Annotated in this window: 19 protein-coding genes; 7 read left to right on the top strand and 12 right to left on the bottom strand. The window is 39.4% G+C overall.

Annotated features, from left to right (window positions below):
- Positions 1–9: 9 nt before the first annotated feature.
- Complete coding sequence (locus BM015_RS20795) at positions 10–627, bottom strand: L-threonylcarbamoyladenylate synthase (RefSeq protein WP_090663214.1); 618 nt, start codon at positions 625–627, stop codon at positions 10–12.
- A gap of 64 nt (positions 628–691) precedes the next feature.
- Between BM015_RS20795 and BM015_RS20790 the strand changes: the two genes are divergently transcribed.
- Entirely contained in the window at positions 692–1,447 is a 756-nt protein-coding gene (locus tag BM015_RS20790) for an LOG family protein (RefSeq protein WP_090663212.1), read from the top strand.
- Between the two features lie 6 nt (positions 1,448–1,453).
- Here BM015_RS20790 and BM015_RS22090 read toward each other — a convergent pair whose 3' ends face one another.
- Genes BM015_RS22090 through BM015_RS20775 form a run of 3 tightly spaced genes read right to left on the bottom strand, consistent with a single transcriptional unit; the run spans position 1,454 to position 5,649 of the window.
- Entirely contained in the window at positions 1,454–1,624 is a 171-nt protein-coding gene (locus tag BM015_RS22090) for a type II toxin-antitoxin system HicA family toxin (RefSeq protein WP_090663210.1), read from the bottom strand.
- Positions 1,617–1,832, bottom strand: coding sequence for a type II toxin-antitoxin system HicB family antitoxin (locus BM015_RS20780; protein ID WP_090663207.1), 216 nt, complete (start codon positions 1,830–1,832; stop codon positions 1,617–1,619). The genes BM015_RS22090 and BM015_RS20780 overlap by 8 nt, the downstream gene beginning before the upstream one ends.
- Before the next feature lie 52 nt (positions 1,833–1,884).
- Positions 1,885–5,649 (bottom strand): DEAD/DEAH box helicase, encoded by a 3,765-nt coding sequence (locus BM015_RS20775; protein WP_090663205.1) that lies wholly within the window; start codon positions 5,647–5,649, stop codon positions 1,885–1,887.
- A gap of 137 nt (positions 5,650–5,786) precedes the next feature.
- Here BM015_RS20775 and BM015_RS20770 point away from each other — a divergent pair, with 137 nt between their 5' ends.
- Positions 5,787–9,251, top strand: a complete 3,465-nt coding sequence (locus BM015_RS20770; RefSeq protein ID WP_090663203.1) for a TraB/GumN family protein — start codon at positions 5,787–5,789, stop codon at positions 9,249–9,251.
- 13 nt (positions 9,252–9,264) lie between these two features.
- Here the strand turns inward: BM015_RS20770 and BM015_RS20765 are convergent, their stop codons facing one another.
- Positions 9,265–9,984: a 2-phosphosulfolactate phosphatase gene (locus BM015_RS20765; RefSeq protein WP_090663202.1), complete on the bottom strand. Its 720-nt coding sequence runs from the start codon at positions 9,982–9,984 to the stop codon at positions 9,265–9,267.
- Positions 9,985–10,158: 174 nt separating this feature from the next.
- On the opposite strand from BM015_RS20765, the gene BM015_RS20760 reads away from it, so the two are divergent.
- Positions 10,159–10,761: a DUF5606 family protein gene (locus BM015_RS20760; protein WP_090663200.1), complete on the top strand. Its 603-nt coding sequence runs from the start codon at positions 10,159–10,161 to the stop codon at positions 10,759–10,761.
- 178 nt (positions 10,762–10,939) lie between these two features.
- Positions 10,940–12,655 (top strand): M3 family oligoendopeptidase, encoded by a 1,716-nt coding sequence (locus BM015_RS20755; RefSeq protein WP_245751533.1) that lies wholly within the window; start codon positions 10,940–10,942, stop codon positions 12,653–12,655.
- Positions 12,656–12,755: 100 nt separating this feature from the next.
- Here BM015_RS20755 and BM015_RS20750 read toward each other — a convergent pair whose 3' ends face one another.
- The 3 genes from BM015_RS20750 to BM015_RS20740 all read right to left on the bottom strand — a co-directional run bounded on the left by BM015_RS20750 (position 12,756) and on the right by BM015_RS20740 (position 16,423).
- Complete coding sequence (locus BM015_RS20750) at positions 12,756–13,979, bottom strand: carboxylesterase family protein (protein ID WP_090663196.1); 1,224 nt, start codon at positions 13,977–13,979, stop codon at positions 12,756–12,758.
- 265 nt (positions 13,980–14,244) lie between these two features.
- Entirely contained in the window at positions 14,245–15,735 is a 1,491-nt protein-coding gene (glpK, locus tag BM015_RS20745) for a glycerol kinase GlpK (protein ID WP_090663194.1), read from the bottom strand.
- An 88-nt stretch (positions 15,736–15,823) separates the two neighbouring features.
- Entirely contained in the window at positions 15,824–16,423 is a 600-nt protein-coding gene (locus BM015_RS20740) for a DUF1684 domain-containing protein (RefSeq protein WP_090663192.1), read from the bottom strand.
- A gap of 117 nt (positions 16,424–16,540) precedes the next feature.
- Here BM015_RS20740 and BM015_RS20735 point away from each other — a divergent pair, with 117 nt between their 5' ends.
- The gene (locus BM015_RS20735) at positions 16,541–17,023 is read left to right on the top strand and encodes a low affinity iron permease family protein (protein ID WP_090663190.1); all 483 of its coding nucleotides are present in this window, start codon (positions 16,541–16,543) and stop codon (positions 17,021–17,023) included.
- Here BM015_RS20735 and dcd read toward each other — a convergent pair.
- Positions 17,020–17,556, bottom strand: coding sequence for a dCTP deaminase (gene dcd / locus BM015_RS20730; RefSeq protein WP_090663189.1), 537 nt, complete (start codon positions 17,554–17,556; stop codon positions 17,020–17,022). The two genes, BM015_RS20735 and dcd, sit on opposite strands and share 4 nt — an antisense overlap.
- Positions 17,557–18,028: 472 nt before the next feature.
- Between dcd and BM015_RS22005 the strand changes: the two genes are divergently transcribed.
- Together BM015_RS22005 and BM015_RS20715 are read left to right on the top strand one after the other, a co-directional pair.
- Entirely contained in the window at positions 18,029–18,151 is a 123-nt protein-coding gene (locus BM015_RS22005; protein ID WP_262497272.1) for a hypothetical protein, read from the top strand.
- A gap of 134 nt (positions 18,152–18,285) precedes the next feature.
- Complete coding sequence (locus BM015_RS20715; protein WP_090663185.1) at positions 18,286–19,209, top strand: DUF72 domain-containing protein; 924 nt, start codon at positions 18,286–18,288, stop codon at positions 19,207–19,209.
- 1 nt (position 19,210) lies between these two features.
- Here BM015_RS20715 and BM015_RS20710 read toward each other — a convergent pair whose 3' ends face one another.
- The 3 genes from BM015_RS20710 to BM015_RS20700 are packed head-to-tail and all read right to left on the bottom strand — an operon-like array spanning position 19,211 to position 21,471.
- The gene (locus BM015_RS20710; RefSeq protein WP_090663183.1) at positions 19,211–19,525 is read right to left on the bottom strand and encodes an MmcQ/YjbR family DNA-binding protein; all 315 of its coding nucleotides are present in this window, start codon (positions 19,523–19,525) and stop codon (positions 19,211–19,213) included.
- A gap of 39 nt (positions 19,526–19,564) precedes the next feature.
- Positions 19,565–20,953, bottom strand: a complete 1,389-nt coding sequence (locus BM015_RS20705) for a sulfatase-like hydrolase/transferase (protein WP_090663181.1) — start codon at positions 20,951–20,953, stop codon at positions 19,565–19,567.
- 35 nt (positions 20,954–20,988) lie between these two features.
- Positions 20,989–21,471: an SDR family oxidoreductase gene (locus BM015_RS20700; RefSeq protein ID WP_090663179.1), complete on the bottom strand. Its 483-nt coding sequence runs from the start codon at positions 21,469–21,471 to the stop codon at positions 20,989–20,991.
- Positions 21,472–21,560: the final 89 nt, after the last annotated feature.

Here is a 21,560-nt window from a genome sequence, read left to right as displayed (position 1 = left end):
GGTTGACCGTTAACGGTCAACCGTGTTCCATTCTCCCGCGCCCATTCTCAGCACTTCATATTCTTCTTTGGTGCAATCTATTATTGTAGATGGAACCATTCCACCTGCACCGCCATCCACAACAATATCAACAAGGTTTTTGAAGTTCTCGTATATCAGTTCGGGATCAGTATATTCTTCCACCATTTCACCCGGCAACGAAGCCGATAAAATGGGATGCTCCAATTGTTGTACAATTTCACGGGCAATATTATTATCAGGCACACGTAAACCAATAGTGCTTTTTTTGCTTTGCAAAATTTTCGGCACTTCTTTGCTTGCAGGCAAAATAAAAGTGTAAGGGCCGGGTAAATATTCTTTCAGCAAACGGTACAAAGGGGTTGAAATATTTTTAGTGTATTTGCTTAAATCACTCAAGTCGTAACAAACAAAACTCAACTGCGCTTTATGTGGATCAATATGTTTTATGCGGCAAATTTTTTCTATGGCTTTATGCTGAAAAATATCGCAGCCCAAACCATAAATAGTATCGGTTGGGTAAATAATAACGCCGCCATCAAGCAAACATTCCCTTACGGTTTTAATATGACGTTCGTTAGGATTATCGGCGTGTACGTGCAACAGCATATTCGAGGCATTTATTTGTAAACAATTATGACTAAGTTAGGCCAAAACCATTTTATTTTTACGCATGCCAGTGAAAGAAACAAACGAAACAAAAGAAGAAACAACAAGGCTGCTGCCATCTGAAGAAGTGTTTTTGGAAGGCCCCAAAAACCGCGGTTACGAATTAATTTTCAGTTTAAAAGTATGGTGGCAGTTTATAAAAGCTTTTAGAACCCTGCATTTTGTGGGCCCTTGCATAACGGTGTTTGGTTCTGCAAGGTTTAAAGAAGGCCATCATTATTATGAAAAGGCAAGGGAGTTTGGTAAACGTATTGCAGAAATGGGTTTTACTACCATGACGGGCGGCGGCCCCGGCATAATGGAAGCGGCCAACCGCGGTGCTTTTGAAAATAATGGCGTATCTGTTGGCTGTAATATAAGGCTGCCTTTTGAACAGCATGAAAACCCTTACCTGCACACCAGCATAACCATCGATTTCTTTTTTGTGCGCAAAGAAATGCTGATGAAATATTCTTACGCTTTTATTTGTATGCCCGGCGGTTTTGGTACTATGGATGAATTTTTTGAAACGCTTACTTTAATTCAAACAAAAAGCATAACAGAGTTTCCTATTATTTTATTCGGTAAAGAATATTATAAAGACCTGGCAGAACTTATGGGGCAAATGGTAGAAGAACGAACGATAAGCCCGGAAGACCTGGAACTTGTTTTAATCACCGATAGTGTTGATGAAGCGATGGAACATATTCGCACTTATATAACCGGTAACTATAAAATAAGGCCGCGGAAAAGAATGTGGTGGCTGCTGGAGAAAAGATGAAAAGGTTTATTTTTCAAAGTCTTCTTTTGTTAACCCCGATTGCCTTAAAATGGAATTAAAAGTCCCTGCGGGTATTTGTTTCCTTTCAGCAGGAATGATTACAGTTAAGGTCGGCTGCCCAAATTTTCTGTATTTAATATGACTTCCCTTTTGTGAGGTAAAATACAGTTTAGGCATATTCTATTTCTGTTGAAATTATTTCAGGGCTTTCTATTTGTGTTGTTTCAATAACAGGGGAATCCTCAAAATATAATTCAAGCGCTTCCTGCAAATTGGCTAATGCATCTTCTTTTGTATTTCCAAAACTGCTTACTTCAACATTTAAGCATTGAGCCACATAAAATTCACCTTCTTTCCAAACAATATTTTCAAGCTTTATTTTCATATTGAAAGTTTATTAAAGGTAAACTAATGGCAGTAATAACCAGCATTCTACCTTAACTAAACAAATATTCCACATCTTCTTTGGTAAGGCTCTTCACAAAGCTGGTATCATCAGTAATAAGATCTGCTGCCAGTGCACGTTTGCGTTCCTGCAGTTTAAGAATTTTATCTTCCACTGTGTCCTGGCAAATCATGCGGTAGGCAAATATATTTTTGGTTTGACCAATGCGATGCGTTCTGTCAATTGCCTGCTGTTCAACGGCTGGGTTCCACCACGGGTCAACTATATAAACATAATCGGCTGCAGTTAAATTTAAACCAACGCCGCCAGCCTTTAAAGAAATAAGAAATACACGGCAGTTTTCATCAGTTTGAAAACGTTGAATAGCCTTTTCCCTGTCGGCTGCAGAAGTGCTGCCATCAAAGTAGGCATATTCAATACCCAGCTCTTTCATTTTCTCTTTTATTAAAGCCAGCATGCCCAGGAACTGCGAGAAAACAAGCGCTTTATGATTGCCGATGTTTTCAGAAATTTCCCTGCCAAGCTCTTCCAGCTTAACCGAAACATTCGGGTATTTTTCATCGTCGTTTATAATAGAAGGGCTGTCGCAAATCTGGCGCAGTTTCATTAAACCCTGTAATATGGTAAGCTGCGATTTGCCAACGCCTTTATCTTCAACCGTGCCTAAAATTTTATCGCGGTAATCGTTGCGGTAAGCGTCATAAATTTTGCGTTGCTCCTCACCCATTTCGCAGAACAAAATCATTTCACTCTTTTCAGGTAAATCTTTTGCCACCTGCTCTTTCGTTCTTCTTAAAATGAATGGATATAATAGTTTGCGTAAATGTTCTTTCTGTTCTTTCTCGCCAAACTTATCAATAGGTATAGCAAATTCCTGCCGGAAAAATTCCATGCTGCCCAGCATGCCGGGATTTAAAAAATTCATTTGCGCATACATATCAAATGTATTGTTCTGCAAAGGCGTACCACTCATGCACAAACGGTTCTTTGCATTTAAAAGCGTAGCGGCTTTAGTAACTTTACTATGCGGGTTTTTTATAGCCTGGCTTTCATCCAAAATCACATAATCAAACTCTGCTTCGGTAAACAATTGAATATCGCTGCGCAGCGTGCCATACGTTGTAATAACAATATCCGATTTATAAAAAGCATCTAATTGCTGTGAACGGGTGCTGCCATGATGAATATACCAGCTAAGTAATGGCGTGAATTTTTTTATTTCATTCTCCCAGTTGAACATAAGCGATGTGGGGCACACAACCAGCGCTCTTAACCTGCCATGTTCTGTTTTATAGTGATGCAGGAATGATAAAGCCTGCACGGTTTTACCTAAACCCATATCATCTGCAAGAATGCCGCCCCAGTTTACTTCGCTTAAATAATTCAGCCATTGAAAACCCGAAACCTGGTATGGCCTCAACACATGCGATAAATGATCCGGCGGGTCAATTTGTTTTACAGAATGATGTTCTTTTAAGCGCTCATATTTTTCTTCAAGCTTAAAGAAAATTTCTTCTTCATTGCGTTGCGCATACAATTCTTCAATTACGCCAAAATGATATTTGCTTAGTTTAATATTTGCGGCTTTTCCTTCGCCAACGGCAAACAGCATGGAGTAACGGCGAATCCAGTCTTCAGGCAAAATACCTAAGGTGCCATCCTGCAAAGGCACAAACTGTTGTTTATTGGCCAATGCTTTTTTTACATCGGCCACGGTAACTTTTTGTTCGCCGAAATGAATATCAATCCTTGCATCAAACCAGTCGGTATTGCTGCTGATAAATATTTTTGTTGAAGGTTTCGCTGTATTAAAGCGGTATTTCTTCAGCGCATCAAAACCATACACAGGAATATTCATATCCTTCACCGCATCAGCAAATAAAAAGAACCAGTTGTTTTTCAAAACATCGGCACCTTTAAGTGCAAGCGAATTATCATCCGTATGAATGAAAGACGAATGCAGGTTCTCGATTTTTTTAATCAGCGATTTTTCCACTTCTTCATTGCGATGAATGATAACAAGCTTGCCTGCAGACGGAACAATTATGCGGTCTTTATCTTCAGGCTTTACATCAAAACCATTGTAATTAAAGAAAGGCTGGAATAAAAGATAATCGCTTTTTTCTTTAATCATCAGCCGCATTTCGGGCTTTATATTTTTAAGCTCTTCTTTTTGTATGCCGCTAAACTGAACATCGTATTGTTTGGTTAACGGGAGAATAAATTCAACAAGTTGTTTGCCCCAGTCCTCTTCGGTAATAACTAATTTTCCTTCAGTTAAAAAACGTTCGGCCAGCAAAACATCTTCTGTGGTTTGCCATAAATAAAAAGTGTTCTCGTGCTGAAAAACCAACGGCGAAACCATAGCATTTTCCTTAAGCGGCACAACAGAGCTTAGCAGCTTTACAAAGCATTTTACTTCATAAGTATTGTCTTTATGCGAAATAATAAACTGCGGCTGTATGTACTGATTGGAAAAAACTGCGGGTTCAATGTTAGCAGTTACAAATTGCTTTTGCTGCGGCAATGAAAAAGCAAAATTGCCTTCGCTTGTTTCGGAGAACAACTTTTTGTATTTGGGTAAAAGATATTCAGTAATAAGATAACGGGTTTCTTCAGGCAAATCATCATTATGCTGCTGAATAATATTTTCCCATATACCGCTGAAAGGAGAGTTGCGGTTAAGGTACCGCGTAACTTCAGATGGCAGCAGCTTGCGCAAATGCTGCAGCAACATTTTATCATCTTCGCTTACATCTTCTGTATTTACAAATTTTGTAAGGTCAAGTTTCTCTATTTTGCCTGTAAAATATTTTTGCCCTTCATCGGTTTCACCTTTAACGGCGTCAGCCTGTATAAAAGGATATTGCTGTGCATCCTGCCTTAATACTACACCTAATTTCTGGTATTGAATAGTGGTGGCCGGCTCTTCTTCAACCAATACTTCCTTTTCTTTTTGCACCGGCATTTGAAAAGGTTTACGTTCCGGTTGTGCAGGCGCCGCCACACGTTTTATACTTGGGTCAAGCACACGCAAAAAAGGTTTGCCATCACGGAACGTGAATTCAAATTTGCCTTCCAGGTTATCATCAACTGTATAACCGTATAAGGCTAATAATTTATTTTTTTCGCGGTCGCGGTTGCTGATGCTGTCAAAGAAATTCGGCCCATGATTATGCATTAGCTGCAGCAGTACAATTACTTTATGCACGCATAAAGGATAATGCGTTTCTGTATTGCAGTTGCAGCTTGTATCAAGATTGCGTTCATCATTGCGGCGAAATTGCAGGTTATATGTTTCGCCTTCATAATTTAATTCTGCTTTTACAATATCGTTAGCCGCTTCGGTAATATTGGCTTTATAAGTACGGAGAAAATCTTCTGCAATCGTTAATATGTCTGGTGCAGCAAGCAGTTTTATAGAACGCAGCTCAAGCTGTTTCAGCTTTACAACGGTATGTTGCTGTTTATATTCTGTTTCTGTTTCGCCAAGCTGGTTGTTATCAATCATTTCCTGCAGGCGGAATAATGCGGCTGCTTCGTGGCGGCAAATATCACCAAGATTATATGGGCAGGTGCAGCGCAACGAAAGGGTTTGAATATTGTTATACCGGCTCAGGTAAACTTTATAAAAAGTATTGTAAGTATCGTCGCGCATACGGAAAACAACCGAGTTAAGCAACTCGTCGTTTTCAACCAGTTCAACGTAGCCGAGCGAAAATATTTTTTTGCCGCGGCGAATTACTTCATCTGTTCCGTTATTGTATATGTACTTAATTAACTGTGGTAAAGCCAAAGCTGATGTATAAATTTTAAGATTTCGGATGTATGCTTCAAAAAAGAGCAACAGCAAAAATAAATCATTATTAGCAGTAAACGAAGGCTATGAAACGTTAATTTCGCCTGCAGAATCCTATTCCAAATTAACTGTTTATGAATAAGAAAAAATACCGGGTGCTGTTAGTGTTGTGCCTGGCAGGTTTACAAATCGCATCAGCCCAAAAATTGCCTTCTACAACGTTATGGCGCATAACCGGCAATGGTTTGCAAAAGCCTTCTTACCTGTTTGGCACCATGCACCTTACTGATGAACGTATTTTTAATATTGGCGATTCTGTGTATAAAGCCATTGAAAAAACAGATGGTTTTGCAACAGAAATTGATCCGGAGCAATTCACTCCTTTTGTAATTGATGCCACGAAAAAGTCGGCAATGGAAGCCATTCGCCTGAAAGACATGATGCAAAAAAGTGAATTTAAAAAGTATGGAAAAATACTGGCAAAAAAACTTGGTAAGCATGAAGACGAATTAACCGCCGCCGATGTGCTGCATGCAAAAAATAAATGGATAGAAGAAAGCTACAGCAATGGTAAAATGCAAACTTTTCTTGACGTATATCTTTTGGATATTGCGAGGCGCCAGGGCAAATGGACCGGCGGTGTTGAAGATTTGGAAGACCAGGAAAACCTTCTTGATATGGTTGATGAATCTGATATACTGCAACTGGCTGTAAACGATAACGAAGAAGAAACGGCTGCTACAAATAAGGCTGCTTCTTTTTTAATTAAAAGTTATATAGATAATAACCTCGATGCTATTGACAGTATTTCTTATTCAGCCGACAGTGCCTATACCGATGCACTGCTTGTAAAACGAAATAAAAAAATGGCCATGCGCATGGACAGTCTCAGCAAAGAACGCAGCATGGTGTTTGCTGTTGGCGCTGCTCATTTGCCGGGCGATAAAGGCTTAATAGCGCTTTTAAAAGAAAAGGGGTTTTCGGTTGAGCCGGTATTCTCTTCCAAAAAAATAAAACCAGCCGAATATAAAGTTGCTGAAGTAGAGCGGCCCTGGTATGATATAAACGATGAAGCGGGCGCCTATACCGTACAAATGCCCGGTAAAGCTGGCACTCTTACCATGTTTGCCGTAATGAACATGAAAATGTATTTCGATGTTTTTAAAAGCACCATATACATGACGGCGGCTTTGCAAACACCATATACACAAAAAATGGCCGACAGTGTTTTTGATAACCTCGTTACTTATTATTTTAACACCAACCATTATTCAACCGGCAAACCTGTTTCCATTAATGATGTGCCGGGCCGCGAGTTTATATCAACAAAAGACCGTTATGCCCGTGGTTATTTATTATATAAAGACGGCATGATGTATATGGCCATTGCCGTAAGCATGAAAAAAGATACATCCGGTGCTGCGCCCATCAACAGGTTTTTACATTCATTCACTATACATAAAACAGGCGGCGGCGCCGGCATCTATAATTATGTAAACAATATAAAAGCATATAAAATTGATGTGCCGGGCCAGCCTAAACCGGCAAACGATGTATTGAATGAAAAAGAAACCGCGGGCATTAACAGCGACCTGAATATTTCCACCGATCCTGCCACCGGCGCTTATTATTTCTTTGGAGCGAATGAAGCTGCAAAAGGCTATTTCATTACAAATGACAGCACCACACTTCAGAGTATATATATAACACAAAAACAAAAATTTGAAAACGTTATAAAAGATACCATGTACGTTAAAAATGGTTGCAGGGTATTGGAAATTGGCGGTTTTATGAAGAGTACGCCGCTTATGCTGGATGCCCGGTATATATTCAGGGGCAACCGCTGGTATGCGTTGGTTGCATTGTACGATTCTGTAAGAGGAAAAGAAAATGCAGAACAGTTTCTCCATTCATTTCAAACACTTGGCTATGCCAATAAAGAATGGAAAACCGCAAGCCCGGATGATAATGAATTTACAACATGGTCGCCCGCAGGGTTTGAATATATTGAAAGGCCTGGTGATGGTGACACAACCTTTTTATACGAAAGTTTTGACAGCACAAGGGCCGATGATTTTGAAGTGATCGTTCAAAAATTTGATAATTATTATTGGCAGGAAAACGATGCGGCTTTTTGGAAAGAAGTTATTGACAAGTATAAAGAATCGCAGCAGGGCGATAGCGTTTTGTATGAGAAACCCGTAACCAATGGAAACGTAAAAGGATATGAATTTGCTTTGCAGGAACCGGGTTCGCACAATATTAAAAGGGTAAGAAAATTATTGAACGGCAGAAAACTTTTTTCCCTCATCACCGTACAGGATGCTGCAGAAATATACAACGATAACAATAACAGGTTTTTTGAAGATTTTCGGTTTAATACCGTGCAACCCAGCGATGATATGTTTGTTTCCAAAGCAGGTGTTTTATTGAACGATATTGCATCGGCAGATTCTGCTACAAAAGCTTCTGCCAGGCATTTTTTAAATGAAGCGCCGTTTACCAAAACCGACCTGCCTTTATTGCATAAAGCCGTACTTAAAACTTATTTGGAAAGTGGCGCCGAAGATGATTATGATTATACAAGGCAACACATAAAACACACACTTATCAATTTTAAAGACAGTACATCATACAGCTTTGCAAAAGCTCAGTATAATGCAGCAGATGATACCACTAAAACAGTGTTGCTCGATATAATGGGTTCTTTTAAAACGCGTGAACATTTTGATGATATCAAAGCAATGCTGTTAAACAACCCGCCGCATGTCACACCTTCTTACACATTCATCAATTCACTCCTCGATACCTTGCAGATAACGGCTGATATTTTTCCTTCCCTGCAACCGCTTATAAAAGATACAGCGTTTGCACCGGTTATTGTAAGGGTTGCCAGCCGGCTTTTAGACAGCGGTTTTATCGATAAAACATTCCTTGAAAATTATAAACAGGATATTTTGCAAGTTGCAGGCCGGCAATACCAACACATAAAAAGTGATAGTGATGACTACGATATTACTGTTTATGCATCATTAAACCTGCTTGGTAAAATGAATAATCCCGAAGCAAATGCCATGCTGCAGCAATTCAGCAGGTTAGAAAATACTTACCCGCAGCTGGAAGCGGTTGCAAAGCTGCTGCAAAATAAACAACCTGTTGATGCAGGCGTTTTAAAAGCACTTGCTGCAGATAAAAGCCAGCGTGTGGAATTGTATGATACATTAAAAGCCTATAAAAAAGAATCGCTTTTTCCTGCACAATATCTTTCTCAAAAATCTTTTGCAGAAAGCCTTGTGTATGTTGAAGCCGGCGATGATGACTATCCTGATACATTGGTATATCTGTCCGCGAAAGTTGTAGATTTTAAGGGCAAAAAAGCAAGATTTTATTTTTATAAAGTTGGTTTTGGAGAAGATGAAGATGCAGCCAATTATCTTGGCTGTGCAGGGCCTTTTAGCTTGAATGAAAAAGATGTGACCGTTAAAAAGGCAGGTGCAGATGTTTACTATGAGGAAGAATATGATGCTGAGGCAATGGACGAGCTTACCAGTGCGCTGATAGCGCAAATGGAAGAATGGTATGAAGCAGATGAGAAATAAAACGGTGCAGTTTTTAAGCTACTACCAGCGCACCATCTTTATATAAAGACAAAACATTGGCCACATCCGGCGTTACACAATATTCAAGGTCTTTTTCCAGCCCGAATGCAGAAAGCCGGTGCCAATGCGTAAGCTTTCTTATAAAGCCATACATATCATGCCGGTGCAGGTTGTACATATCTTCTGCCATTAAACTGCTGTCGCAATGAATTGCGAAATGTTCTTTTACTCTGCTGATTACAGCGCCTGCAAATAAAGTGTCTTCCAGGTTAAACCTGTCTTTCCAGGCAGAGCAGCCGAGAATTACATTTTTCTTTGAAGCAATAAGATGTTCACAAACCGCAGATAAATTTGGAAAGGAGCCTGTAATAACTTCTGATGCATTTTTGTCCAGCGCCATGTGCAGCAGTTTTGTACCGTTGGTAGTGGTGAGCACCAGCGTTTTTCCTTCAATAAATTCACGGGGATATTCGGCGGGCGAGTTGCCATGTTGCAAACCGGGAATAATTTTTCCATCCCGTTCACCGGCGGTAATAGCATTTAGTTTTTTACCGGTTGCAATGCAATCTTCCACACCGGCCACCGGCACCACTTTTTCTGCTCCGTTATATAAAGCAGTTGCAATGGTTGATGTTGCACGAAATACATCTATAATAACAACAATACTATTATCAACATCATATAAATCAAGCAGGCGCGGAGAAAGCAATGTGTGCAATACGGGTTTTTGCATGGCCGCAAAGGTAAAGTCTATCCTAAATGCTTTCCAAAGGAAAAGACTTTACAGTTCCTGAAAATTTAAAATTGTTAAGTTAAGTGTAAGAACTTGCCATAAAACGCCTTTCTCAGGGAAAGGGGTTGGGGATAGGCTTTCTTTAATTTATCTTGCACCACTCAAAAATTTTATATGGAATACAGTAAGCTTATTTCTGTTACGGGTTTGCCGGGATTATTTGAATTGGTTGCCAGCAAAAATGATGGCGCTATTGTGCGTTCGCTGGATGATAAGGCCACTAAGTTTGTTTCATCACGCGTACATAATTTTTCGCACTTGGAAAGTATTGAGGTTTATACCGAAGGTGATAATGTAAACCTCGCCGATGTGTTTCTTGCTATGCAAAACAGCAGCGAAGCATTGCCAAATGAAAAGGACGCAGCTGCTGTAAAAAAATATTTTGAAAAAGTTTATCCAACGATGGATTTTGACCGTGTGTATGCAAGTGATATGAAGAAAATGGTGAAATGGTTTGATGTATTGAGCAAAAATAATATTGAAATAAAAGTAAGCGAAGAAGTTCCGGAAGGCGATGAGGAAGAAACCGGGGAAACACCAGATCCAAATAAACAACCGGAAGAAAAGCCAAAGGTAGAAGAGCCTGTTGCAACGCCTGCTGTAGAGGCTAAGCCTAAAAAAGCAAAAGCAGCAAAAGCAAAGAAAGAAGAAGTTGAAGGTGAAGGTGCCGCAACAGAAAGTAAACCGAAAGCTGCTAAAAAAGCGGCAAATAAATAATTGCGATTCTATTGCATAGGCTGTGAACGCCATTATGCTGAACGGGAAGTGATTACAAAAGCCGGGATAAGCAAACTGTGATCCCATCTGTATTCGGCCCGTCAACAAAAATATATAAGCACTTATATAATCGTGCAATGCAGATTTTGATTGTTGAAGTTTAAACTTTTTTGACCTGATGTTAACCGCAGATATACAAAAAACAAAACGTCATTTTGTTCCTGAAGATTTTACAGTAACAACCTGGGACGCGCTGGAACCTTATTTTAAAGATTTGCTGAACAGGAATATTGATTCGAAAGAAGCGCTGGAACAATGGCTGAAAGATATAAGCGAGCTGGAAGCAGTTGTAAGTGAAGATGCGTGCTGGCGGCAAATTAAAATGACCTGCGATACAACTGATAAATCGCTGGAAGAAGCATTTACTTATTTCTGTATGGAAATTCAGCCGAAGCTGCAGCCCTATGCTGATGCGTTGAATAAAAAGCTTATTAATTCGCCATTTGCGCAGGAACTGGATAAAGACAAATATTTTACCTACCTGCGTAATGTGCGCAAAAGCATTGAATTATTTCGCGAAGAAAATATTCCGCTGCAGGCTGAGTTAAGCGTAATGCAGCAGCAGTTTGGCGTTATTACCGGCGCAATGACGGTGGAAGTAAAAGGCCAGGAATATACCTTGCAACAGGCATCAAAATTTTTGCTGGAGCACGACAGGGATTTGCGGGAAGAAGTCTATCGCAAAATTCAGGAGCGTCGTAAACAGGATAAAGATGCTTTGAATGATCTTTATACAAAGCTTGTTGAAAAGCGCGACCAGGTGGCTAAAAATGCCGGCTTTGCCAATTATCGCGATTATAAATTTGTTGATTTAGGCCGTTTCGATTATACAAAAGAAGACTGTTTTAATTTTCATGAAGCGGTGAAGCTGCATGTATTGCCGTTAGTGGCAACCATCAATCAGCATAAAAAAGAAAAATTAGGGCTTGATGTTTTAAGGCCCTGGGATACGGAGGCGGAACCTGAAAATGTGCAGCCGTTAAAGCCTTTCAATACAGGTAAAGAACTGCTGGAGAAATCTGAAAAATGTTTTGCGGAATTGAATCCATTCTTTGCTGAATGTTTAAAGAAAATGGACCAGCTTGGCCATCTTGATTTGGAAAGCCGCAAAGGCAAAGCGCCGGGCGGTTATAATTGCCCGCTTGCAGAAAGCGGCGCACCTTTCATTTTTATGAATGCAGCCGGGCAAATGGATGATGTAACAACCATGGTGCATGAAGGCGGCCATGCCGTTCATTCATTTCTTGCACATCCTTTAGAATTGAGTGCGTTCAAAGAATACCCGATGGAAATTGCGGAAGTGGCCAGCATGAGCATGGAGCTTTTTACAATGGATAAATGGGATGTATTTTTTGATAATGCAGAAGAACTGAAACGTGCAAAAGAACACCAGCTTGAAAGAGTGATAACCATCTTTCCATGGATTGCGACAATAGATAAATTCCAGCATTGGATATATGAGCATCCGCAGCATACGGTTGAAGAAAGAACGGAAGCATGGATGAACATTTTAAATGAATTTTCTACCAACACTGTTGATTTTTCAGGCCTGGAAGAGTACAGGAAATTAAGCTGGCAGCGCCAGTTGCATTTATTTGAAGTGCCGTTTTATTATATTGAATATGGCATTGCCCAGTTAGGCGCCATCGGCTTATGGATGCAGTATAAAAAGAACCCGGAGCAGGCATTGAATAATTACATTAAAGCATTGAGCCTGGGCGGCACAAAACCACTTCCTGAATTATATGAAGCGGCGGGCTTAAAGTTTGATCTTTCACCCGCGCATATAAAAACATTAATGGAGTTTGTGAAGGAAGAAATGGATAAACTGTAAATTTTTCAGATAAAAAAATCCCGGAAGCTTATAACTCCCGGGATTTTTATTTATACTAAGCAGCGCTTAAAATTATTCAACCTTATAAAGCGTTTGCCCTTTAATTTAAAGCAATGGGAACATACTGTTTTTGCTGCAGGCCTCCTGCATCGCATTCAACAGGCGATGCTTTTATCAGTTCATCATAAGTTATATCATCTTCGTTCTTATCAATCTCTATAAATTTTTGGGTTTTGTCTCCATTGCGCACCCGGTTAAAAAAGCAAACGGCTTTCTGTATGCGGTAAAGCGCTTTCCGGTCTGTTGAAGGATTTTCGTCGAATATGCCATGTTTGCCGTAAGTAACATATAACTCAACAGGGATACCTGGAAACTTATGTATAAGCCGTTCATAAATAAGTTTACTTCCTGTAAAACTGCCATAGGCGCCGTTGATGCAATTAAAAGGGTAGTCTTTTTCAAGCGGAACAATCGAATCATCAATGCCATGAAAAGCTATCATTGGCACTTTATCGCCGGTGGCTTTAATATAAGCGGTGTCTTTAATACCGCCCCAGTTATTAAACAACCCTGCAATTTTATATTTGTCTGTAAACGAATTTCCATATGTGTTGTACAGTCCTAATTTTGCTTTTGCTTTTGGTATGACAGCATTTAAATCTTTCTGGTTCATATAAGAAAGGTTTACTGCAGTAATAGCGCCGGCACTGTATCCTCCCACATATAAATATCTTTTATCAATGTTAAAGTTATCTGCATAATGGGCAATGTACCGCATAGCGGCGTCAGCATCCTGTATAGAACGATATACGGCAAAGTCCAGCGAGTCGCTAAGGCCTACACGGCAGGGGCTGTTTAAAACAAGGCCGCAGGCCCCGTCAAAACAAAAACCTTTGCAATATTTTTTGTCATCGCCCGGCGCCCAACCTAACCTGTAATCTATAGCGGCCACCACATAACCTCTTTTGGCAAATTCCATGCATTCATTTGCAATTAATGTTCTGCAGCCAGCCCTGAAACCGCCCCCATGTATTAATAATATAAATGGCTGTTTATATTTGCCATTTGCAAAAATGGTCTTCTTCTGAATGTTTTTGGGAAGAGGGGCGGCAGAATAAACTGTCATATACAAATCAACTTTCCCCCTTGCAGACAAATAAGTATTTTTAACCGTGGAAAAGATATAATCTGTTTTATATATCTGCGAAGAAGCAAAGCATGAATCTTCTTTAAAACAATTGCCCGACACATTTGCAATAGACTGCGACATTACTGTTGAGCCAATAAAAAGCAGCATCACAGCGGAAACGATTCTTTTTCTCATTAAAACAATTTTAGCTGCCAAATAATCAGCAATAATTTTATTGTAATAATAATTTTAAAGTGTGGTGTTAATCTGGTTTTAGGTTTAACCCTTAGCGATTGATTAATCAGTTTAATCTGATACGAATATAAAGCCTAAAAAATAAAATCATTTTCAGACGAAGCTTTTTTTATAAAGTTTATATCAATACTTAACTTATTGCGCAAACCTGGTGTTTGATAGCAGATAATGCAATCTTTTAAATGTTATGATGGACGTGATATTTTCAGCCTTCACTCCATGCCGTAACAGCCTTAATGGCACGCTTCCATCCTTTTATTAAATCGTTTTTTTGTGAAGCCTGCATTTGCGGATCGAATGTTTTTTCCATTTGCCACTGGCCGCTTATTTCATTCATGTCTTTCCAGTAACCAACGGCAAGCCCTGCCAGGTATGCAGCGCCAAGCGCTGTGGTTTCCGTAATAACGGGCCTGATTACTTTTGTTCCGAGAATATCGCTCTGAAACTGCATCAGTAAATTATTGGCGGTGGCGCCGCCATCAACACGAAGTTCTTTTACTTCAATATGGGCATCTGCCTGCATGGCTTTAATCAATTCCATTGTTTGGTAAGCAATACTTTCCAGTGCAGCCCTTGCAATATGCGCAGATGTGGTGCCGCGTGTAATGCCAACCATAGTGCCCCTGGCGTGCTGGTTCCAGTAAGGTGCGCCCAGGCCTGCAAAAGCGGGAACAAGATAAACACCATCACTTGTGGATGTTTGCATGGCAAGCTTTTCCACATCGGCAGAATTTTGTATCAGGTTTAAACCATCGCGCAGCCATTGCACCACGGCGCCTGCAATAAACACGCTGCCTTCCAGTGCATATAAAGTTTTACCGTTAACCTGCCAGGCAATTGTTGTAAGTAAATTGTTGTTTGAGATAACAGGTTTTTCGCCTGTATTCATCAGCATAAAACAGCCGGTGCCATATGTGTTTTTTATCATGCCTGGCTGTGTGCACATCTGGCCAAACAAAGCTGCCTGCTGATCGCCAGCTATGCCGGCAACGGGAATGTTTTTAGCGGATAAAACATTTTCTGTATAACCATAAATTTCGCTGCTGCTTTTTACATCAGGCAATATGGATTTTGGTATGCTGAATAAAGCCAGTAACTCTTCATCCCATTGCAGTGAATGAATATTGAAGAGCATCGTTCTTGAAGCATTGGTAACATCTGTTACGTGCACTTTACCCTGCGTGAGGTTCCATAACAGCCAGCTGTCAATTGTGCCGAAACATAGTTCGTTATTATCAGCTTTGCTTCTTGCATCTTTTACATTATCCAATATCCATTTAAGCTTGGTTGCAGAAAAATAAGCATCGATAATCAAACCGGTTTTTTGCTGGATGGATGATGTATATTTTTCTTTCAGCGAATCACAATAATCTGCCGTCCTTCTGTCCTGCCATACAATAGCATTGCATAATGGCCTGCCGGTTTTCCTGTCCCAAACCACCGTGGTTTCTCTCTGATTGGTAATGCCGATAGCGGCAATATCATTCACGGTTAAACCTGCTTTGCTTATAGCTTCTGCTGCTGTGCCAAGCTGCGTGCTCCATATTTCCGTGGCATCGTGCTCAACCCATCCGGGTTGGGGAAATATTTGCCTGAACTCTTTTTGCGCAACAGAAACAATGTTGCCGTTTTTATTAAAGATGATTGAACGTGAACTGGTAGTACCCTGGTCGAAAGATAAAATGTATTGTGGCATAAAGCAATGTTTATGCGCGTCAAGATAAAACTAAATGCGAATAAATTTTGTTTGGCTACCGGTGCACAGATAAATCAAAACATATCTTCTAAAACTTCACGCCCGCTTCAATCTTAACCGGCAACCTGTTTTCAGCCGGTGGTATGGGGCAGTTATAACCGTCTGTATAAGCGCAATAAGGGTGATAGGCTTTGTTGAAGTTGATTACAATATGGCCGCTTTGCGGAATATTCAGATCAATATACCTGCCGCCTTCGTAGGTTTCGTCGCCACTCGTTGCATCCGTAAAAGGAATGAATAAATAATCTTTATACTCGGCTGATTTTATTAAATCCTGCGATTGATACACATTCAGTTTATATTCTTTTCTGTCAATCACAAAAAATACTTCTGCATACTTTATATAGGTTTTGCGTATGCCGCCCGATGTGCTCATCTGGAAAGGTTTTTCTTTCGGCGTTCTTACAAAACGGGCATTCACCACAAACTTTTTATTAAAAGGAAAAAAGTGAATGCCCTTAAAAGTTGCTTTGGCCTTGGCGCTCAGGGGTGAAGTGTTTGGATTATCATATTCCATTCTTATTTCGCCCTGAAAACGTTTTGTTTCATTAGCAACAGCCGTGTCTGCCTGTGCAAAACAGCAGGCCGATAATAGGATAAGGTTGCAAACAATTAAAAGCCGTTTCATTCGTGCAAGTTTGTTTTTTCAGTTGTCTCATGGAACGCATGGGCGTTTCATAATCAGCCCAAAATTAACTGCATATTATTTGCACTGATAGTTTGAATAAATTTTTAATCAAAAAATATGAGTACCAAAAACAACAAGAAAAAAGCCAAAGGCGGTGTTGCCAAAATGTTTGACCGCTTTTCAACTGTTGCAACAAGAGTTACAGGAAGGCCCATTGCCTTTATTATCGCCTTTGTAATTATTGTGCTGTGGGCGGTGTCCGGCCCAATTTTTCACTACTCTGATACATGGCAGCTTGTTATAAATACCGGCACTACCATTATTACTTTTTTAATGGTATTCGTAATTCAGCAGTCGCAGAACAAAGACACGATGGCGCTGCAATTAAAATTAAATGAACTGATTGCTTCCAGCAAAGACGCCAGTAACCGGCTTATTGACGTGGAAGACCTTACGCCCGAAGAACTGGAGATACTGAAAAAGTTTTATATACACCTATCAAGCCTGGCAGAAAAAGAATCTGACTTTAAAAAAATGCATTCTATTGAAGAAGCTGCTGAAAGGCATAAAAGCAAATTAAAGGCAATGGATAAGCGTTAAAACTTATTCTTCCACATCATGCTTTCAACCGGCTTATCAGGCTGCTGGCTGTACTTGGCATTTTTCTTTTGGTTATATTTTACCTCAATTTCGCCATCAACTGGAAAATAAATCAATTGCCCAACCGGCATGCCTTTATATACTTTCACTGGTTGCTTTACAGAAATCTCCAGTGTCCAGTTGCCGCAAAAACCTACATCGCCTTTACCAGCCGTGGCATGTATGTCAATACCTAATCTCCCCGTAGAGCTTTTACCTTCCAGGAACGGAACATGCGCATGCGTTTCGGTGTATTCTTCTGTAACACCGAGGTAAAATATATGTGGGTATAAAACAAAACCTTCGTCAGGAATTTCAAAATATTCAATCTCGTTATGCTTTTTCGCATCCAGAATGTGCTCACGGTATGTTGCCAGCCATTTGCCCAAATGCACATCATAACTATTGCTGCCCAGGCATTCACGATCATAAGGCACAAGCTTAATCGTTCCTTTTTCTATTTCTTCCAAAATGCGTGTGTCAGAAAGAATCATTGCAGTTTTCTGTTTGAGTGAACTAATAAAACCTTTGCAAATAAATTATAAATCCTGATACGAAAACAGTTAAACAAAAACCCTCTTAGCTTTATCAACACACTATTAACCAAAACCGCTATGCTGTTTATATTTCTGTCGGCACAATCAGTGCGTTCATATACACATATTGCCGTAAAAAGTCATTTGCTCTTATATGCTATAATCAATAAGTACTTTCGTTATATGGCGATTTTTTTCCAGGTACAGGACTGTAATGAAATCATAACAATACCAATGATTCTTATTGCGTATGGCATCATGCAGATTCAGCAAGAATTAAGTAATTAACCTTAAGCTGTTTAAAGGCTTATATTTTGTCACGAAGGTGCTAAGTCACGAAAGAAGTAAAATCTAATGATTAGCACTTTGTGTCTTTGAAACTTCGTGGCATATCCTAATTCTGTCTTTAGGCAGCTCATAAATGTTTAACATGAAAGCATCTGTTGAAAGAAAAATTATACGATGGCTGCACATTATTCTCAGCATACCCATTGTTGGTTTTATTTACGGGCCGGTAGCTGATATTTATTATGCAGCGCTAACGGTTCGCTGAGTATTGTTTCCTGCGGTTGTATTGTCTGGCTTCTGGATGTGGAAGGGGCACGTAATAAAACGTTTGTTTAAAAAGCATAACAAAACAACTAAAAGCAATACTGTTTAATCAATGTTATCTTAGTAAAAAATTTTATGGAGTTTGGCCGCGTTCCTGAAGACGCATTAGATAACATTGATTTTAGTTTGCCGAAAGAGCCTGCTTTCAATAAAACTATTCTTTGCGGTAAAAAAAATAAAAGCGCCAAAGTATATGTTGGCTGCGCCAAATGGGGCAGGTCTGAATGGGTGGGAAAAATCTATCCTGAAAAAACAAAAGAGAAAGATTTTTTGAAGCACTATGTCCAGCATTATAACTGTATTGAATTAAATGCAACGCATTATAAAATTTATGGCGAACGCGGCATTGCAAAATGGAATGAACAGGCTATGGGCAAAGACTTTTTGTTCTGCCCTAAAATGTATAAAGGCGTTACACATTTTGGCAGGCTTACAGATAAGCCTTTTCTTGTTACAGATTTTTTAAGAGGTGTTCTCGCTTTTGGTGAGCACCTCGGCCCCATATTTATCCAGGTGAGCGATGCCTTTTCTCCAAAACGTAAAGATGAATTATTTACCTTTTTAAAATCGTTGCCCACAGATTTGCAATTTTTTGTTGAAGTGCGCCATACAGACTGGCTTACCAAACCAGAGATTAGTAAAGAACTTTTTGAAACATTACATGCATTAAATATAGGCGCAGTTATTACAGATACGGCAGGCAGAAGAGATTGTGCGCACATGCATCTTACTATTCCAAAAACATTTATCCGTTATGTGGGCAACAGTTTGCATCATACAGATTATACAAGAATTGATGCATGGGTTGAACGCATGAAATATTGGTTAAACAAAGGCATTGATGATATTTATTTTTTTATGCACATGCACGATGAAGCAACATCGCCGGAGCTTACGGTTTATTTGGTTGATAAACTAAATGCTGAATATGGTTTGAATTTGATAAAACCAATGTTTATGGAGAAGAAAGATGAAAAGCAATCACCTTTATTCAGATAATTCATTTTGTCTTTCTCAGGTTATATGCTTCCTTCAAGGCGCTCATCACTAATTTTTTATTTGCTTTTTTTAGACTGATGGTTGTTGCTCCTTTTAAACCCCATCTATTGGGAACAGGAAAAATAATATCGCTGCCTGGCGGACAAAAAATGAATTGAGTTTGCGGATCAAACATTAAATTCAAAGTGGCATCACTTACCAATAATGTTGCAAATATTTTCTTGTTTACCGTAAATGCAGTGCGGTGAAAATGCGGTTTTTCATCTGTGCCCTCAAATGATAATGCCATTGCTTTTGCTTCTTCTGGTGTTACCATAAAGAATTATTTACATGGTTCAGTTGCCTTGCAGTATTCCTAAAATCCTGCGTAAGATTTTAATATCTTTTTTAATTTTTGCTTTTCCATTTTTTGGCTTATTGTAAGTTCAGCATCCAAAAGGCGGTCTTTCTCTAAAGGGTCAATATATATATTATAAAACCTTCCGAGATTCCAATGATCATAAAGTTTATAGTTATAGTCAAAAGAATAACTTACAGGTATTGGAATTTTCATATAATCGCGATCCCAGTAACAGTAAACAAAAGTTCTTTGATTGCCTTTGGTGCCTTTCAAATTATCAAAAAAGGTTACACCATCCAGCGGTCCCCAGGTTGATGGTTTGGATATATTTGCAATGCCTGCAAAGGTTGGCAGAAAATCAGTCATATCAACTAAAGAAGTATCAAATGCCCCCTGTTTTACAGTGCCGGGGCCATATGCAACCAGCGGAACACTTATGCCTCTTCTGTCAGTATAATTCTTCCCTCCCTTAATTGAAGCTCCTTTATACCTGGATGTAATGCCTTTATTGGTTGCGTTATCAGATGTAAATAAGATAATGGTTTTATTGGTAAGCCCGCTTGAATCTATTTTTTGAATAAGCCTGCCAATCATTTTATCCATGTATGCAACCATGCCCGGAAAATATTTTTTATTTTCGTGCAGGCTATCATCAATATCCGGATTCCAGTTTGCATAATCGGGATCATCAGGTGTGGGCGACCATGGATGTTGCGCCAGGTTTAGCGAATATTCAATAAAGAAAGGCTTGCCTTTACTATTATCGATAAACGTACTTGCATAATCGTAAAACAAGTCTTCAGAATATTTATTTTTTACAATGCTATCGGGCAGGTAAGTAGCATTTTCATAGAGATATGGCGATTTATATCTTCCATGATATTGATCCATGCCATTATTATCAATTATATTAAATGGCTGGAATACTCTGTATTTTTCGAAGCCGTGTTTTTTTATGGAAGCGTCGCCGCCATCAAACTGCCATTTGCCTATATAACAGGTTTTATAACCTGCATTCTGCAGCATATTGGCAATTGTTTTAGAGGTGTCGGGCAACAACCCAAACTTCACCCAATTGCGAAAATTATATTTACCTGTTATCAATGCCAGCCGTGAAGGCGGCCCGTCGGGATGTGAAAAGAAGTTAGTGAATTGCATGCCATTTGCAGCCATAAAATTCAGGTTGGGTGTGTTGTAAGATTCGCCGCCTGTGTATTGCGGAACCTCGTAACCTATATCATCTCCAACTATAAGTATGATGTTAGGTTTACCAAATCTTAATTTTAAATCATCATAAGCCTGGGCGGATACAGGAAGTGTATCACTAAATGTTTTTTTACAAGAAATAAAAAGTACAAGCAGTAAAGCTATTGCTAATGCATGTTTTGGATTAAAAGGTTTCATGGTGGTACGTTTGGAGTTCAAATATAGTTTGAATTTTATTTACCGGGGATGGTTGGCCGTATTTCAACCTTACTTGGTAAAGCCCGCGGGTTCATTTTTAATAAATCTTCCACAACCTCGCCAATATCTTCCGGTTGAATTTTCCATGCATCGGCATCAGATGGTGTGTGATCATTGAAATGTGATGCTACAGAACCAGGCATTATCGTTGTTACCTTAATTCCATATTGACGAAGGTCTAACATAATAGCCTGCGAAAAGCCAACCAAGCCGAACTTGCTTGCATTGTAGGCAGAACCATCTTTAAAAAAATTTGTTCCTGCCAGGCTTGCAATCGTTATAATATATCCTTTTGTTTTCTTCAAAGCATCAATGCCTGCTTTAACGCTGTTGAAAACACCGGTAAGATTGGTATCGATCGTTTCTTTCCATTGTTCTGCAGTTATATTTTCAATAGATGCAAAATGCCCAACGCCTGCATTGGCGATTAATACATCCAACCGGCCAAATTTTTTAATTAACCCAAGTTGCTAGATAAAAGAGGGTGAGCAAAGAAGAAATTATTTTTGAGTTACCACACCAAAAAATAATAGCGATGCTCACCAGC

The organism is Parafilimonas terrae, assembly GCF_900115755.1.
GTDB classification, from domain to species: domain Bacteria; phylum Bacteroidota; class Bacteroidia; order Chitinophagales; family Chitinophagaceae; genus Parafilimonas; species Parafilimonas terrae.
This window is presented reverse-complemented; position numbering and strand designations above follow the sequence as displayed.